Source organism: Blautia sp. HCP3S3_D9, assembly GCF_052063845.1.
GTDB lineage: Bacteria > Bacillota > Clostridia > Lachnospirales > Lachnospiraceae > Blautia_A.
This window is the reverse complement of sequence record NZ_JBQHWS010000078.1, coordinates 1-16,924: the sequence shown is the minus strand read 5'-3', so window position 1 is coordinate 16,924 and position 16,924 is coordinate 1. Positions and strand designations below refer to the sequence as shown.

The following is a 16,924-nucleotide window of genomic DNA, read 5'->3' as shown; positions in this document are numbered from 1 at the left end:
TTACCCCCTCATTTCACCCATCGGAATATCAGTTCTCCAAAGTTTCGGGCTACAATTGCCCTTCGACTTTGTGCGCAAGCTTTTCACTTACGAACGTGTCGCACGATTGTCGTTTCCGTAACCTTCCAGCAGGTTGATAACACCCCATACTGCAAGACCAGCTCCGATCGCTACTACAAGAGTCTGTAAAATATTAATTGCCTGATTAAAAAACGCCATAGTCGTTGTCTCCTTTCAAATCATTGCTTTTTATCAGTTTCTATCTATGTTTTAAGAAGTCTCTTCCGGCTCTGCCCTTATGGGCGGCCTTTCATGATCTCTCAAATCCATCACCTCCCTATAAGGGCAAAGAAAAAGAGCTATGTGTCCAAATCTTTCACATGCCCTGCTTCCTTGTTTTCTGTATTTAATTCTTCTGCCAGACTTTCCTCTGAAAAGGCATACAGGTCAAACTCCTGTGTCCTTGTCAGCTTCACTTCCATCCGATGCCGCATATACGCCTCCACATCAAATTCATTTTTCTTATCATAGTCCGACAATTCCTTATATCGTTTATGCTTGGTAATATCAAACTTGTCACTGAAAAACGGTCTGACACCTCGAAGCTGCAGGATACATTTACTGCCATCCATGACCGCAAGCTCGTCCCGGCTCATCAATTCCTTTCCTGTTTTCTGATAATTCATCCCATAAGAACGGCTCTGTCCACGGGTATCAGAAGTGTTGTATAAATCAATCGTTTCCTTTCCCAGTGTCTCGGAAATCTCCTTTAATGTAGAACTTTCCTTGCCGCCAAGGAACAACATCGTATCGCAGTTACCTAAAATAGTTTCAGCAGCATCTTTATAGATGGTCTTGAGCTGTGACTGCGACTGGAGGATAATGGATGCTGAAATCTCACGGCTACGAATAGTTGCGATCAGCTTGTCAAATTTCGGGATTTGTCCGATATTTGCAAATTCATCAGCTAATATTCTGACATGATATGGTAATCGTCCATGGTGTACATCGTCTGCCCTGTCACATAACAGGTTAAATAACTGGCTGTACATCATTGCCACAACAAAGTTAAACGTATCATCGGTATCTGAAATAATGATAAACAATGCTGTCCTCTGATCTCCTACCATATCCAGTTCCATTTCATCATAGCTCATGATCTCACGAAGCTCCGCAATATCAAATGGAGCAAGTCTGGCTCCACAGCTAATCAGAATCGACTTCGCTGTTTTGCCGGCGGCTAATTTATATTTCTTATACTGACGTACTGCAAAGTGTTCCGGTTCTTCTTTCTCCAGTTCCTCAAACAGCATATCTACTGCATTTTTAAATGTCTCATCATCTTCCCTTGTTTCCGATGCGTTGATAAATTCAAGCAGCGTTGCAAAGTTCTGTTCCTCCTCCGGTGCTTCATACCAGATATAGCCAATCAATGCACAGTACAGAAGCCTTTCTGCCTTCGTCCAGAAATCCTCACTGGACTTCTCCCCTTCCCCTTTGGTGTTTACCATGATAGTATTCACCAGTTTCAGAATATCTTTTTCTGAATGGATATAGTGGAACGGGTTATAATGCATACTCTTGGAAAAATTGATCGTATTCAATACTTTCACTTTATATCCATGCCGTACCAGCATCTTTCCGCACTCAATGATGATCGTTCCCTTGGGGTCCGTGACCACATAACTGATATATTTTCCCATCTGCATCAGATTTGGTTTTACATAAAACCGGGTCTTTCCGGAACCAGATCCGCCAATTACAATCACGTTCTTGTTCCTTGCAAATTTCGGATTCTTGGGTCTGCCGTTCATAGTCAGCCGTTCGGTCATGGTAAGGAGAATATTGTTCTCAAATATTGGGTCGATAAAGGGTGCAATGTCTTTTGCTGTCCCCCATCTAGCCGAACCATACTCCACTCCCTGCCGGAACTTTTTGGCATTTTTCCCTTTTAGATAAACCATGAGCTTCACTCCCACGGCTCCGGTCAACCCAACCAGCAATTCATTTTTATGCATACTTGGAAGAATCCTGCTAAATGCCAGCTGGAAATTCAAGATCAGCACCATCAGTCTTTCTATCATGGAATTACCTGCACAGTATTGATACAACCATGCCAGCTTATTTCCCACATAAAAAATCATGATATACGGAAGATTCAGCAGAATGATCCGAAGCAGCTTATGTACATCCACCGGCGGTAATCTCTCCAAGTATCCTTTTCCTACACCAAGCAACTTCTGTAATCTGCTCATAATGACGGCTCTTTCTCCTTTCCTTTTGTTTTCTCCAGTTCTCTGTGCTTTTTAAGCGACTTGGAAATCGCCTGCTGAAGCTTTTTCCTTACAGATGGCTTTTTATCCTTGTTCAGCGATTGTCCTGTATATTCTTTAAAAGCCGCAGTCATTACATCTGCATCTCTGGCTTTAAAGAACACATAATATCTTGGCGGATCAGCGTTCACATCTTTTTTCAGGCTGAAATCAATGCTGTACTTTTTGGCTACACGCTCAAACGATTTGATATTTCCATCCGTGATCTCAATATTGGAAAGCTGTACATTCTGCTTCATCAGCTTATCCATACTCTGCTTTCCCTTATAGGTTTTATCCTCTTTATCCTGCTTAGGCTGTTTCTGCCCCTGCAGCTTTTGTTTCTCCTGTTCCATCTTAGTAAGAGCTTTTTTCATTGCTGCCTTTAACAGATTCGCAGTAACCTTCCCACATCGGATACAAAGCGATACGGTTTTTTCATTTACTTCATCCTGCACTTATCTCACTCCTCCTTTCCTTATTCTTCACTGTCACCATACATATCGTGCTGTACCAGTGCGGAATAATAATTGCTGATCGTAAGTGGTGCGTTATATAAAACTGTCAGTAAATACTGCCGGATATTGATTACCTTACTGGTGTTCTCCTTCAAGCATTTCAGGACAAACCGGATGTGTTCAGAATTTAGTTTCAAAAACTGACTTTTAACCACATCCTTTGGCTTTCTGTCCCCACCTATCCGTATCATTTCCTGTTCGGAACAGACAGTATCCACAATCAGTTCCACAATCTCGTTCAGCATATCCCGGTTATACACATCAACCAGATATTCATACCCAATGTTAGTCAAGATCATCTGGTGGTATACCTCTCTTTCCATTCGTTTCCTGTGCATTTCTTCACTCTCTTCAGAATAGAAAGAAAGATACTCAGTATCACTCCTATCAGTGTCACTTATTTCAGTCTTATTATCCTCAGTATCATTACCCGGCATTTCTGACATATCCGTACCTGTCATTTTGGCATTTCCAGAAATGTCATTTTGACGTGTCTGGATATTCCTTTTATACATATCCTGTTGCGTACATTTGCGTACATAAATCCTATCCGGTCTTCCTAACCCCTGCCGTATCCTCGTAATCAATCCAATTCCTTTCCGACTGTCAAGCTCTGCTAACAGATTCCCTACCTTTTTCAAGCCACATCCCATCATGCCGGAGATCTGCTCCTGGGAAAAATAGATATATACCTTTCCCTCTTCATCCAGCCACCGGTTCTTTATAGATAGCTGCATACGGTCAAGCAAAAGTCCATAAAGCAATTTCGCTTCACAGGAAAGGCTCTTAAACTGCGTATTGGTAAAAAGGACTTTAGGCACACGGTAAAAAGAATAGGACTCCGCTTCTTCACCGTAATGATACGGAAATTCATATGTATTATCCTGTGTTCCGATGTTCCTTCACTTCTTTCATAGCCTTCACAATGCAGTAACCCAGACAGGGAGTATGTTTTCCATAAGGACAGCCTTCACATGGCTCCCAGTGAGTTACCTTCCTGCGAAGTGGCGGAGAAGAAATACGATAAAAACATTCTTTCCTTTTGCATTTCTTTCTCCCTGCACTAAAGAAGTAACAATACGCACAGTCCGAAGGCTTATCACTTGCATACCCTACTTCTGTCATCTTCCTGCTCCTTTCCTTCTCTCAGCTTGTTATACTGTTCATCGGATTCCTTTCCAACTCTTATGCAGCAGTATAAAACAAACCCATATACCAGGAATACGATAATCCCTGCAACGATCAATACTGTTTTCATCCCATTTCTTCTCCCTTCACTTTTTTATCAGTATTGGCAAAAAGGGCATCTATGAAACACTTGTCCATAAATGCCCTCTTCCTCTTTAAGAAATCTTAGGATCTCTTATTTTTTCTTCTTTTTGCGGAGAATCACAGTACCTCCGACTCCTGCCATTCCAACTCCTGCAAGCAGGATCCAGAAAAGGATCGGTGTGTTATCTCCTGTCTTCGGTGAAGTAGATGTCTTTGTTGTCTCAGTATCTTTTGTTTCTGGTGTTGATGTTGTTTCTGGTGTTTCCTCTGGAGTCTCTGTTGGTGTTTCCGTCGGCTTCACTTCGTCCTTCATCACTACTTTCTGAATCTCTCCTGTATCTTTTACTGTAAACTTCACATCTTCTGCTACCAGGTATCCATCCGGTGCAGTCTCTTCCCGAAGTGTATATTCTCCAATCGGAAGCATTTCAATATAGTGTGGTTTTTCCTCAGATGTCCAGCTCTCTACTGTCTTTCCATCTTTATCAAGGATTGTCAGTTTTGCTCCTGGCAGTTCCTTACCAGAAATATCAGTCTTGGAAATCTGCACTTTTGTCACATCATCCTTCATTTCCACCTTCTGTACCTCACTGGTATCTTCAACCGTAAAGGTAATGCTCTCTGCTGTAACATAGCCATCCGCTGGAAGTGTCTCTGTCATGGTATACTTCTTACCAACTGTCAGTTCTTTAATGATATGTGGCTCTTTTCCGGAAGTCCATTCATCCACGGTATTTCCACTTTCATCGGTCACTTTCAGTTTTGCTCCCTCAATCTCTTTTCCATCCGTCAGAGATGTCTTGGTAAATTCTACGGTTGTTGCCTCATCTTCAAAAGTAAACTCACAGGAAAGAGTCTCTTTTTCAGCCCCACCATACTCAAAAGTAAACTCCTGTACCTGATCTGTGGTCGCAAATCCCTGTGCTGGTGAAGTTTCCTTCACATAGTAGGTATGACCAAGAGGAAGATCCGCAGTAAAAGTCAGTTTTCCATCTTTATCTGTAGCCTGTTCCTCAATCACCGTATCCGCTTTCAGGATTACATCACCTTTTGCATTGACAATATCATCCTTATTGCACAGAGCAAATACGGCTCCTTCCAGTACACGGTCAGAATCTTTCGCTTTTTTCAGCACTTTCACTTCTGCCTTCTGACGTTTGTTCTGCCAGTCCGCAGAGTAAGTAACTTCCGCAGTATTCTAATCACGGTAAGTCAGGTCAACCTCACGGGTTTCTCCATCAAGAACATAACCGTTTGCTGTCTCTTTCTCTTTGACATAGTATTTGCCAAGAGGAAGATCAGTCAGTTTTGCCACACCAGTCTCATCCGTTGTAATGGTTGCTACCAGTACATCCTTTTTATAATAATCCTCACTCTCACCATCAGCCGCTTTAATATCCTCTAAGGCATAAACTTCAAAAGTAACCTCTTTCAAGGAACCAGAGAAATATTCAAACAGGTGCTTAATCCAGCCACCAACGGAATCCAGTACAGATACTTTGTCCAGGAACTCACCTTTTTTATTGATGATCAGTGTTCCAGTCGGTACGTCATCTTTCATTTCCACCTTCTGAATTTCTGCAGTATCCTCCACAGTAAATATGATTTCTTCTGCCATCAGATAACCATAAGGAGCCATTTCTTCACGAAGTGTATAAGTCTCCCCTGCAGTCAGTCGTTCAATCAGATGTTCTTCCCCTTTTACAGATTTCCATGTATCTACCACATTTCCATCTTTATCAAGCACTGTAAGAGTGGCACCAGAAAGTTCTACTCCTGTAGTAATATCTGACTTCTTGAATGTTACTTTTGTTGGCTGGTTCTTAAATATAGATTCCAGTTTTACCACTTTCACATCCTGTCCCTGATATTTCGCAGTTACTTCCAATGTCTCAAATGAAGATACATAACCGGCAGGAGCCGCAAGCTCTTTGATATAGTAGCTTCCGAATGGAAGATCCAGTTCAAATACTGCCTTTCCATCTTCATTGCTGACTGCTTTTCCAAGCAGAGTGTCTGCTTTCACAGCTACTTCTCCATGAGCAAGAATATCTTCCTTTGCATAAAGTCCAAATTCTGCACCTGCTACAACCGTCTCATTCTCAGCATCCTGTTTTACCACGGATACCTCTACTTTCTGACGGTCATTCTCAAAAGCTGCTGTCTGCCCGATCACTGGTGTTTTCTGGCCTTTGTAAGAGAAAGTAACAGTCTGTGCCTCTTCGTTTAACACAAAGCCCTCTGGTGCTGTCTTTTCGACAACCTTATACGTTCCAAGCGGAAGGTCAGCAATCTGAGCCTTTCCGTCTTTATCGGTCGTAACCGTTCCCACTAATGCTCCAGAAGCATATTCCAGAATACGGCTGCCCTGGTCATCTTTCTGGAAATCTGCTGTGTAAATGTCCTCAGCTGCATATACTTCAAAAACTGCACCTTCCAGATTTTCTTTCTGGTAAGTGAAATCATCCTTAAATCCATTCAGAACTTCACCCTGCTTTACAATGTTCAGTTCCCCTTTGACCGGATGGTTTTCATAAGCGATCTCAATAATGACATCGCCAGAAGTTCCGTCCATCTGATATGCAGTGTTGGAATCTACATTCACCTCATAGTAATTCTCATTCAGAGTATATCCATAAGGTGCGTTTACTTCCTCAATGCGGTAATGCCCGATTTTAAGATTCTGCGGAAGGATCAAATATCCCTGCTCATCTGTAAAATAGGATTTATGTTTTACTGTAGTCGGATAAGTCGTTACCTGCTCCACATATTTCTCAGTGTCCATGTTGAAAATCTTGAACTCTGTATTCTTCTGAAGCACTACTTTCTTTGTCTCGTCATCCTGTTTGATGATTTTCAGCTTCGCTTCAAATTCTTTATCCAGCATCACTCTCCACACCTGCGGAGTGCCTGGATGGTTCTCTGTAATCTGTACAATGAAATCATCTACCGGAGTATAGTTATGCGGAGTTGTTGTCTCACGGACAATATATGTTCCATAAGGAATTGCAATACTGCAGGCATAACCTTTCTCGTCTGTAAAAATTTCCGTTGCACTGTTTTCTCCGATCACTACTGGTTTGGCAGAATCAAAATCATAGCTGCCATCTTCATTTACTTTCAGGGAAGATACCAGATAAGCGGTAAATCCTGCCCCTTTCAGTAAGTCTACATCGGTCTTTCCATTGTTCGCTGCTTTAATGATCTGGAATGGCTGTTTCATCACCTGCTCCAGAGACAGACAATCACGTTTTACTTCTGCTACAAGGTCCCCCTCGTAATTGCAGACCAGATCATGTTCTTCCTCATCTGCCAGATAACCGGTTGGAGGAGTGATCTCTTTTACATAGTAATTTCCAAGATATAATCCATCCACAGAAGCCTGTCCATTCTTATCTGTCGTAAGAGTGGCAACCTGTTCTCCTGCTTTATAGACCACACCAGTCGCACCGTCCGGATGCACAATATCCTCACGGGCATAAAGTCCGTACACTGCTTTTTCCAAAGTAGCATCGCCCTGTGGAACTGCCTTTTTGGTTTCTTTATCCTGCTTCTGCAAAGAAATCTTAGCTGTCACACGCTCATTTTTGAATGTATGCTTAAATGTCTGTTTTGCCTCTTTATCATTTGTATATGAGAGAGCAAACGTATAAACATCTTCTGTATTTCTCACATAACCTTCCGGAGCCTGCACTTCCTTCACATCATAAGAAAATCCAAGTGGCAGATCTGCTATAAACTTTGCTGTACCGTCTGCTCCTGTTGTCACTTTCTGGATCAGCGTACCTTTCTTCACAACAACTGTACCATCCGCATTGGTAATATCACTTGCAGCATAAAGTCCAAAGATTCCTCCATCCAGAGGATTTTCTGTATCTTCATCCTGTTTTGTAACAATCACTTCTGCTTTCTGTCTGTCGTTCGTAAAGGTTGTCTCAGAGAAAACAACATCCACATTCTGTCCGGCATAAGAAAGAGTCACTTTCTTCTCCTCTCCAGCATTATAAAATCCTGTCGGAGCCTGCTTTTCCTTTACAACATATGTACCAAGATGCAGATTTTTAAGAACGATGGCTCCATTTGTATCTGTTGTCAGATTTTCTTTTACCAGATCGCCCTTGCTGTAAACTTTTGTGCCATAGGCAGTTTTAATATCTGCTCCGGCATACACATCGTAAACCGCACCTTTCTGTCTGCGTTTCTCATACTTAAATGTTGTACCGTTCTCTGTTACGTCAGCACCAACAAGTACCTCACCTTCTTTATAAATGGTAAGTTGTCCCAGCTGTTCTTCATCTGGAACTGTAACGGTTGTGGTCTTGCTGACTTCCAGTTTCACATTGTAAGCGGTTGCATTGATACGGTATCCGCTTGGAGCTGTAATCTCTTTCAGATATACGGTATCCTGTGTCTTAATGATCTGTACAGACGCTTCACCATTTGCATCTGTTGCCGGTAACTTTGTGATCAGCTTCGTACAATTAGCATCGCTGTATAAGCCAAACACTGCCCCGGCCAGCTTCGCATTCGCCTTGGCATCTTTCTTAATCACCTTAACGCTTGCGTACTGTACCCAGGTTACTTTAAAATCCACATATTTCTCATCATCCACACCTTCACCAAATACCAGTGCTAAGTCCTGTGAACCTGACCCTGTGCTGATCTTATAAGCAGAATAGTCTTTGGTTACGCTTCCTTTCATCGTAGCTGACCAGCTTCCTGCAACATCCTGCACCTGTGTCAATGGTGCTGATAAATAAAATTTCGTTCCACCAATGATCTCTACGGCTTCCCCGGCCTTACTTGTCTTTCCGGTTGTTACATTATGAAGCTTCACGCCACTTGGAAGTTTCATCGTGATACTCTGTAGTTTGTCTGCCTTAAATGTAATCTCCTTTGTTCTCTGACTGTTGCCATCTACATAAGCAGTTACATTTGCATCTGAAAAACTCATATCAACATCCGGGATCTCTGGCTGTGAAATACAGTAGTTATACAGTTTCATAGCAAGTGTTTTTGCTTTGCTGCTTGCTCCGGAAAAAGCGGAATCTCCTCCATTTGCATATGACGCAGCAAGATGAACCAGAATAAATCTGGCACCAGCACTTAAATTGCCATAACCGTTCTCTTCTGTAAAGAATCCTTCATCACCTGCGGCCTTCGTTCCATAATAACAAACCTTAGCCAGCTTTTTCCCATCACTCAGCTTTGTAATATCGTATGTTCCGGTTCCAGGACTGGATTTCTCCGGCTGGATACAATAAGCGGTTGCAGAAACATTTCCAAACTTCACGGTGTACTTATACGTCAGATAGCTTCCATACCCATAATCTGAATACTGATAGCAGTCTCCTCTGGTTACTGTTACTTTCTTGGTACTTCGGGTTGATGCTTCCCTTGCCATAAAAGTAACCGCTTCCCCTTCCTCCATTGAATAAAGGTCAATACCACTATCCTCTGCCTGATACATTACTTCAGAAACAGTTAATCCAGACTCTTCATCTGTTGTGACTTCCTCCTCTTCTGCCAGATCTGTTACTATTTCCGTCTGCCCTTCTGCATCGGCATCTTCTTCCGCATTACCAGAATCTTCTGTCTCGCCAGCATTTCCTTCACCGACGGTATTTTCAGAAGTATTTGGTTCTGTCAGCTGTTCCGTTTCCGGCTCTTTTACGGTTACATTTCGGCTGATACGATAAGAAGGATTTCCACTGACCGGTTCTACCTTATAAACTGCTTTATAGGTATCTGCCTGGTATGTGTCAAAATCATCTCCTGCTTCATTCTTCGCTTCATACAGCTCTACTTTCACTTTGGCATCATTGATTCCTTCAATACCGGAAAAATCCACCTTAATGTCAAAATCAGAACCATAATCAATGCTGTAATCATTGGCAATTAAAATCTCATCCTCAGCCAGTTTATCTTTCACTGTTTCCAGTTCCGGATACTGTGCTTCAAAAGACGATGCTGCCTTTTCCGGTTCTGCTGCATAAGCAGTTATTGGCTGTGCCACAGCACTTGCAATCGTAATAACAGATAATACGCCAGACATTACTCTTTTCAATGTCCCTTTCATTCTCAATACCTCACTTTGCTTTATTTTTTCTGTTACCGGTTTACAGGCTTTCACCTGTCTGATACAATCAAATCATAGGCATCACCCCATTTTAAATTATTTGTGCCAAAATCATTACTGATGACAGCACAGTCATACGCCGGAACCTGCAAAAGCAAAAGCTCCGACGCATGGTCTACTGTCATCGCCCGGCGAACCGGGCATAACAAAAATAAGGATTGAGCATTTCCGATCAGAAGAGAACTTCCACTGGCCGCAAAATGCGTAGCTGAGCTTTCATCCTCTCCTGACCTTTTATTCAGTTATCAAGGTACGGCGGATTGGGATTAAATCATTTAGAAATGTTGTCTTGAATGACTTTGCCCTCTTTCCACTAATCACAGGCGGCAGAGGGCAAAAGGTCAGAAAAATTTCAAAAAAATTTTTTAGAATATGAATGCTATTTAGAATTGAAAATTAACTTACAGGGAAACTGCTTTACACATGCAGCTTCCCCTTCTCATTTTACTTATCTTTTTTTGCCATCTTCATCATAATTTTTCTCTATTTTATTAAGAGCATATTTCAATATTTCTGTTACGGCATTTCTCTTTACTCCATTTTCCTTTGCAATCTGTTTATGTGTTTTCTGATTCCAGTAAAATTCCTGAACTACTTTTTTCTGCTTATTACTAAGTACACTCATCATCTCTTCTGCAATTTGCTGACGGTTCACACGTTCTTCTACATCCATCAATTCATCTTCCATTCCTTCAAAATCCTCAGAAATGCCATTGAATGAAATGCAGCGTCCCCGATCACGAGTAGCCAGATTATGTGCCAGCCGGTCCTCGCCAATCAGCATCAGACGCAGATACCATTCTTCCTTTTCAAAAAAGCTTTCCTCTAATTCACAGAAATACTTCTTCTCACGAAGTCCTGTCTCTGGATTCCAGGTATTATACTTCTCATCTTCTTTTCTCTTCTTTTCTGTCACAGAAGAATAACCATAACCAAGTTCCAGATTTACCGGGAATACCGTTGCTCTGTTTCCGATACCATAAACCGCATATCCGGACTGATATACGATAATATGTACCTCATTCACACCTGCTCCTGTTGTTTTATGAGCAACTACCGGTGATTCCCCTGTACGAAGCTGCTTCGGTGTAGGAAGTTTCTCTCCTCTCTTTGGTGTGTCGATCAGTTCTTTCAATGTTCTTAATGTCAGCATAATTGCCACCTTTCCCGCAGAAACCGGTGACAAAAAGAAAGGCAGCTAAGCTAAATAGACCCCGATTCCGCTAATTTTTTTTATTAGCGGAACCGAAGCTCCAACCTGCTGCCTTCTGTATGGAAAAATCTGCTGCACAATCACAGTGTTAAGATTCAACCAACATTATTTACTTCTATTTACTACTGATACGGTATCCGTCTTGTTCTCTTTTTCTTTCTGACGGATTTCCTTTAATACATCTGAATAATCACCAAAGGCATCGTAGGGACACCTGCGGCGAAACTCCAATTCTTCCTGCGTCATGAGCTTTTCCTCCTCCATTTGATGTAATAAAATTCTAACAAACATCTGTCCGAAACTCTTCACAGCCCATAATGTAATTTTTTATTATTTCACAATCTGCAATGTTGACATAAAAAAAGTGATATAAATAATCTCTATAAAAAAGATTACTTATATCACTATGTATTTGGTAAAAGCCGCTTCATACAGGGCATTACCATATTAAAAATAAGTTCTTGATCTGCCTCACTTAATTGTTTCATCATATGTTCAAATTCAAAAAATTTATTAGATGCTGTCTTTGCCTCACCCGGCAATAATTTGTTTGGTGTAACATCCAGTACTTCGGCTATACGAAACAGCTTTTCCAATTTCATTTCTGATTGAGCTGTTTCTATTAGGTAAATGGTATTCTGTGTTACACCTATTGCCTCAGCAAGTTCAAGCTGAGACATCTTTTTCTTTTCTCTGTAATGTCTGATCTTCCTTCCGACTTCCTGTAAGTTTTCAGATTTTGAGACTTGTGGCAATACCATTCACCTCCTTTGTAAATAAAAAATAACCCCAAAGCAAATAATTAGATTTAATCTAAAAATGGGCAGACTTCTAGCGTAATATTACACTAATCATCCTTACAATCATATTTTTGGTACAGCACCTAATAAATTGTTGCCATCTTAGTGCAGCGATTTATTAGATGCTGTACCAATTTTTTAATCCATTTCTTTGACTAAATTTTTCTAATTATTTGCTTTAGGGTTATATCTATTACATATACGGAGTTTGATACCCCTCACAAATCTCAACTGAATAAAAATATTTCCAAAAATCTTAAAATACGTCCATAAAAATTAATCTAATCCTTAATTTCATTGTCGCATTGTTATATCCCTCCTGCTATAAAATTTTGGAATTAATAAGTCATTAACTACCGAAAAAAATAAAGTTATTTGAAGTTATGTGGTAGTTAGAAATAGATTAACATACTTATTATTTTTTGTCTAGTGTTTAAATGATTTAATCACTACTTAAAAAAAGAAAACCCGACAAAACACTATGCTTAATCGCTATGTTGATAATATATAGGTATACTATCTCCATAAACTTCCTGCATATGTTTTGCCGGGTTCCTGATGTTTCTGTGCCATCTCCAACACGTTCAGCAAACTCTTGAATATCCATGCTGTATGTGAAGATTCCTGCCGTCTAATATTACAGATTCACGGATATTCTCATTCCTGCATATTAAATTGTATCACTATACTTTACTTCTTCTCATTCTTCCGTATCCCGGAGAACTCCTACCAGATGTGACATATACATCTCTAAGCGATCAACTTCTTCCTTCGACCGCTTCTTATTCATATCAATGCCAACAACTACACCCAAATCTGCAAATGCTGTCAGCTCTCTATGACATCTCTGGCAACGCACCTCTGAATAGGTAAAAAGGCTTTTCTGGTTCACTTTGCCGCATACCGGGCATGTAACAAATAATGGTTCTTTGCTCATCAATAATCCTCCAAGTAATATCTACACAAACTATCACTCAAACGGATAAGGGAAATGAAAACCGTTGATGAGTTAATAGCAGGCGATTCCGTAGCACCGAAGCCATGCCACCTGCTATATGATCTTCCCCTGGGATTGGCTCTGACAATCTCATCGCAACCTACACCTGCTACTGTTCATGTCATCTACTCCAATGACTTGATCACATGAACAGCAACACCCTGAACAGTACAATTTTGTGTATAAATATCCGGGTACTTCGGATTCTCCGGATGCAACCGTACACACCTTCTTTCTGTATCAAGGAAAAACCGCTTTAATGTGGATTCATTATCTACAAGTGCTACAACAATGTCTCCATCCGAAGCTGTATTCTGCTTCCGAATTACAATCATATCTCCACTGTTGATACCTGCTCCAATCATAGAATCTCCACTGGCCCGCAAGATAAAGAACTCACCCTCTCCAAATAATGAAACAGGAAGAGAAACATATTCCTCAATATACTCTTCCTCCAGTTGCGGCATACCACAGGATACTGACCCAAGTACTGCCGCCGGCTTCGTAAGTAGAGATATTTTATTCGTTCTCTCAGTAACAATCTCCCCATTGCGGTAGCTTAACATTCCTCTGTCATTCATAGCAACAAGGTACTTGTATACTGTACTCTTGACTATACCGAGCGCATCTGCGATTTCGCTGGTATAAGGTGAACGATGATTCAGCAACTGAAACTGTTCTGCATAATCCATAATCTGCTTCATCAATTCTTCGCTTTTATGCCGCATCTTTTCACCTTACCTTTCTATCGGAAACGTTGCGTTTCTGATAGAAATAATTATACCGAACAAATTTTCGTAAGTCAATATGTTTTTTCAATTTTCCGAACATATTTTCTTTCATTCATCCTCAAATTCCATTTCGTTCATTTCTGGAAAATCCAGTAACTCAGAAACAGTCATATTAAATCCCATAGCAATCTTACGCAAAGTCTTCAGCTTTGGATTCTTTGTTTCTCCTCTCATCATACTATTAAGCGTTGATTGCGTAATCCCTGACAATGTAGCAAGTTTATTTGTCGTTATCCCTCTCTCAACACACAGATCAGTTAATCTCTTTATTATGGCATCTGAATACGTCATGCAAATTCTCCTTAAATCACAATATATATTCAGTATAAATGATTTCCCCTTCATTTATTAACGGTATACCGTTGACATTTCTGCAAACCGATGATAAATTAACGTTATACCGTTATTTACTTGTACAACTTTAAGGAGGAATTTATCTAATGAGCAAAAAAGAACAGAAACTAAAAAAGAATCTCTATAAAGCACTCACAGAATATTTCATTCATAATCCTAAAAACAATCTGACATCATCAGAAAGTTTTCTGGATCAGCTTGCAGCTTTTCGTATGGAAACAACATTACCTATTGCAATAAAGCACGATGTAAAATATCAAAAAGCTCAGAAAAAATGCAATAAAGCTAATGAAAAAATACGGGATCTTAATCTAACTCCTCAACAATGGGACACTGTTGATGCCGCTATCACTGCTGAAAACATTTCATCTATAGAATATATACGGATTGCCTATAAACAAGGAATCATTGATGCATTTTCTATTTTACGAGAAACTCTTTAATATATCCATGTTAATCTAATCGCTTACAGACAATGAAGCAGGGATTTATCTCTGCTTTCCCATTTTCTTCTCTATTGCTTCCGGAACTCGGATTAAGCCAAATCGCCATAGTATCGGATAAATATATGAAACTCCTCTAATATCTCCAAGTGCCTTCGGCTTCTTCACTTCTTCTGAAATCCTCTTACTATTTTCAAACGCCAGCACCACACTACTCCAGGCAAGACTCTTACTTTTCTCTCGCCGGTCTATCAGCAACTCTCTGTTATACTCTCCGTTTTTACCAACCTTTAATTTATACCGGAACGGTAATCCTGTTGCCGTTTTAAATGGATACTCCTGAAATGCAATAACCGCTTGCCACAGATTTTCCTCTGATGGTGTTTCCTTTAGAAGCCGAACCTGCTCCTGTCTGATCTTATATGTCCGGCATCGTTCCGCATTTAGACTTATCTCTGTTGCATTATAAAGTCCCTTAGTGTAGGGCAAATAGGAATGAACTGATGCTCTGGAAAGACCCGTGAGTTTCATAATCTCCGAAATCTTTTTTCCTGACTGATGCAGATTATTAATTTCTGTACATATATCTGATGTGAATACATCTGCAGTGATAAGTAACTTACGAAGTTTAAGCAGACTAATATTTAACTCATCTGCCAGTGATCTTAAGGAATCTGCCTCTTCATAGGCATCTCTTAATTCTTGAAGAAAATTGTCAAATTGAAGTTTTGGATTATATTCTGGTTTCTTTTTTGGTCTTCCTGCCATTTTTAACTCCTATTTCCATGTGAATCCAATCGTCTTGCACCTAAAACAGAGGATTCCCTGCTCCCGGACTAATGCTCCGATAGCTGCCTCTATTTTATCTTACTATTTCTTTACTGTATATTACGGTTAGATAGTGCAACCTTTTCGGAAATTCAGAGCACCTAAATCCGGTATTTCAGTGCAGGCATTTCCGCTCTACAGTGCAATCTTCTATAATGAATCCATACACATGAAGATGTGTAAATTCACTATAGGAGGTCGATAACCATGATCGATTATCGAGAGATCATCAGGCTGAAAAGTCTGAAATTCAACAATGTAGCTATTGCTAATAGCTTATGCTGTTCCCGCAACACAGTTTCTGATGTACTCAAACTTGCAGAAACACATTCCCTCGGATGGCCTATCCCGGATACACTGACAAACAATGACATCGAGCATCTGTTCTATCCGGGCAGAGGGACAAATGATGGAAGAAGACTCCCGGATTATGAGTATGTCTACAACGAACTTGCCAAACCGGGAGTCACCCTTTCCCTTTTATGGGCAGAATACTGTGCTAAATGCGAAGCAGAACACACGATCCCTTACCAGCATACACAATTCAATGAAAAATACCATGCTTATGCTGCATCAAAGAAAGCAACCCTGCGGATCAAACGTAAACCGGGAGAAACCATGGAAGTTGACTGGTTATGAGATGAATGTCATAACCAATCAACTTCAACCTGTTCACCGGGTTTCCGGTTGATATGCATGGTAGCACGATGTTTCTGCTCATCCTGTTGGATGTGGTAGCAGAACTGAGAATACATGAGTGGTTCTTCGCCATTGGCACGGCAATCCTCCATGTATTCAGTCCACAGGAGCTTTTTACTTACTCCGTTACGAAGTAGCTCCTTGCGGATGTAGTCGTAGTCAGGCATACGTTTATTAGGCGATACCTTGTTCTCTTTAGAGAACATGAGCTTTTGAAGCTCTGTGTCAGTCATTGCTTCATCAAGTGGCCATGAAAGTTTTAATTCTCTGGCACGTTTTTGGACTTTGACGACAGTTTTTTGTGCGACACCACAACTAGCCATGATATCGCGTTGTGAGAATCCCAGGCCAGTAAGGCGAATGATTTCTCTGTACTTGGTCATAATTGTGACCTCCTTACAATGAATTTACACCAACTGGTGCATGAGCTCATTATAAGGTTTTTATAGATAAATGCTAACTTCTCATTATTTTCCTACTCAAACACTTAAAACTCTGATAAATACTGAGTTGTTCGTAATTTTGTTGGTGGATAAATGAGTAGGTATGTTTACTTAG

At 40.6% G+C, this 16,924-nt stretch carries 15 protein-coding genes and 2 pseudogenes; 2 read left to right on the top strand and 15 right to left on the bottom strand.

Annotated features, from left to right (window positions below; all coding sequences use genetic code 11):
* Nucleotides 1–90: 90 nt before the first annotated feature.
* The 13 genes and pseudogenes from ACTNES_RS13820 to ACTNES_RS13760 all read right to left on the bottom strand — a co-directional run.
* A pseudogene (locus tag ACTNES_RS13820) lies at nt 91–219 on the bottom strand (Maff2 family mobile element protein); the annotation flags it as partial.
* Between the two features lie 140 nt (nt 220–359).
* Nucleotides 360–2,255 (bottom strand): VirD4-like conjugal transfer protein, CD1115 family, encoded by a 1,896-nt coding sequence (locus ACTNES_RS13815; protein ID WP_209293313.1) that lies wholly within the window; start codon nt 2,253–2,255, stop codon nt 360–362.
* Nucleotides 2,252–2,770: a PcfB family protein gene (locus ACTNES_RS13810; protein ID WP_187002769.1), complete on the bottom strand. Its 519-nt coding sequence runs from the start codon at nt 2,768–2,770 to the stop codon at nt 2,252–2,254. Before ACTNES_RS13810 ends, ACTNES_RS13815 begins: the two co-directional genes overlap by 4 nt.
* A gap of 20 nt (nt 2,771–2,790) precedes the next feature.
* A complete protein-coding gene (locus tag ACTNES_RS13805) occupies nt 2,791–3,651 on the bottom strand; it encodes a DUF6017 domain-containing protein (RefSeq protein ID WP_303168768.1) in 861 nt (286 codons plus the stop codon).
* A 58-nt stretch (nt 3,652–3,709) separates the two neighbouring features.
* Nucleotides 3,710–3,955 (bottom strand): hypothetical protein, encoded by a 246-nt coding sequence (locus tag ACTNES_RS13800; RefSeq protein ID WP_117788142.1) that lies wholly within the window; start codon nt 3,953–3,955, stop codon nt 3,710–3,712.
* A complete protein-coding gene (locus ACTNES_RS13795; protein ID WP_167338125.1) occupies nt 3,930–4,088 on the bottom strand; it encodes a hypothetical protein in 159 nt (52 codons plus the stop codon). The genes ACTNES_RS13800 and ACTNES_RS13795 overlap by 26 nt, the downstream gene beginning before the upstream one ends.
* 105 nt (nt 4,089–4,193) lie before the next feature.
* Nucleotides 4,194–10,181, bottom strand: a pseudogene (locus ACTNES_RS13790) (SpaA isopeptide-forming pilin-related protein).
* A gap of 508 nt (nt 10,182–10,689) precedes the next feature.
* On the bottom strand, nt 10,690–11,394 hold the full coding sequence (locus ACTNES_RS13785; RefSeq protein WP_441039693.1) for a sigma-70 family RNA polymerase sigma factor: 705 nt from the start codon (nt 11,392–11,394) through the stop codon (nt 10,690–10,692).
* Between the two features lie 165 nt (nt 11,395–11,559).
* Complete coding sequence (locus tag ACTNES_RS13780) at nt 11,560–11,700, bottom strand: hypothetical protein (protein WP_167338126.1); 141 nt, start codon at nt 11,698–11,700, stop codon at nt 11,560–11,562.
* Nucleotides 11,701–11,858: 158 nt separating this feature from the next.
* Nucleotides 11,859–12,215, bottom strand: a complete 357-nt coding sequence (locus ACTNES_RS13775) for a helix-turn-helix domain-containing protein (protein ID WP_004612932.1) — start codon at nt 12,213–12,215, stop codon at nt 11,859–11,861.
* Between the two features lie 739 nt (nt 12,216–12,954).
* A complete protein-coding gene (locus tag ACTNES_RS13770; RefSeq protein WP_004612933.1) occupies nt 12,955–13,191 on the bottom strand; it encodes a hypothetical protein in 237 nt (78 codons plus the stop codon).
* Nucleotides 13,192–13,376: 185 nt separating this feature from the next.
* A complete protein-coding gene (gene lexA / locus ACTNES_RS13765; RefSeq protein ID WP_004612934.1) occupies nt 13,377–13,979 on the bottom strand; it encodes a transcriptional repressor LexA in 603 nt (200 codons plus the stop codon).
* Between the two features lie 111 nt (nt 13,980–14,090).
* The gene (locus ACTNES_RS13760; protein WP_044987291.1) at nt 14,091–14,333 is read right to left on the bottom strand and encodes a helix-turn-helix domain-containing protein; all 243 of its coding nucleotides are present in this window, start codon (nt 14,331–14,333) and stop codon (nt 14,091–14,093) included.
* Nucleotides 14,334–14,482: 149 nt separating this feature from the next.
* On the opposite strand from ACTNES_RS13760, the gene ACTNES_RS13755 reads away from it, so the two are divergent.
* A complete protein-coding gene (locus tag ACTNES_RS13755) occupies nt 14,483–14,839 on the top strand; it encodes a hypothetical protein (RefSeq protein ID WP_118486152.1) in 357 nt (118 codons plus the stop codon).
* A 45-nt stretch (nt 14,840–14,884) separates the two neighbouring features.
* Here the strand turns inward: ACTNES_RS13755 and ACTNES_RS13750 are convergent, their stop codons facing one another.
* Nucleotides 14,885–15,607 carry a hypothetical protein gene (locus ACTNES_RS13750; protein WP_441039688.1) on the bottom strand — a complete coding sequence of 241 codons (723 nt, stop codon included), beginning with the start codon at nt 15,605–15,607 and terminating at the stop codon, nt 14,885–14,887.
* 267 nt (nt 15,608–15,874) lie between these two features.
* Here ACTNES_RS13750 and ACTNES_RS13745 point away from each other — a divergent pair, with 267 nt between their 5' ends.
* Nucleotides 15,875–16,306 carry a hypothetical protein gene (locus ACTNES_RS13745; protein ID WP_441039685.1) on the top strand — a complete coding sequence of 144 codons (432 nt, stop codon included), beginning with the start codon at nt 15,875–15,877 and terminating at the stop codon, nt 16,304–16,306.
* An 8-nt stretch (nt 16,307–16,314) separates the two neighbouring features.
* On the opposite strand, the gene ACTNES_RS13740 is transcribed toward ACTNES_RS13745, so the two are convergent.
* Complete coding sequence (locus tag ACTNES_RS13740; RefSeq protein WP_441039683.1) at nt 16,315–16,749, bottom strand: hypothetical protein; 435 nt, start codon at nt 16,747–16,749, stop codon at nt 16,315–16,317.
* Nucleotides 16,750–16,924: the final 175 nt, after the last annotated feature.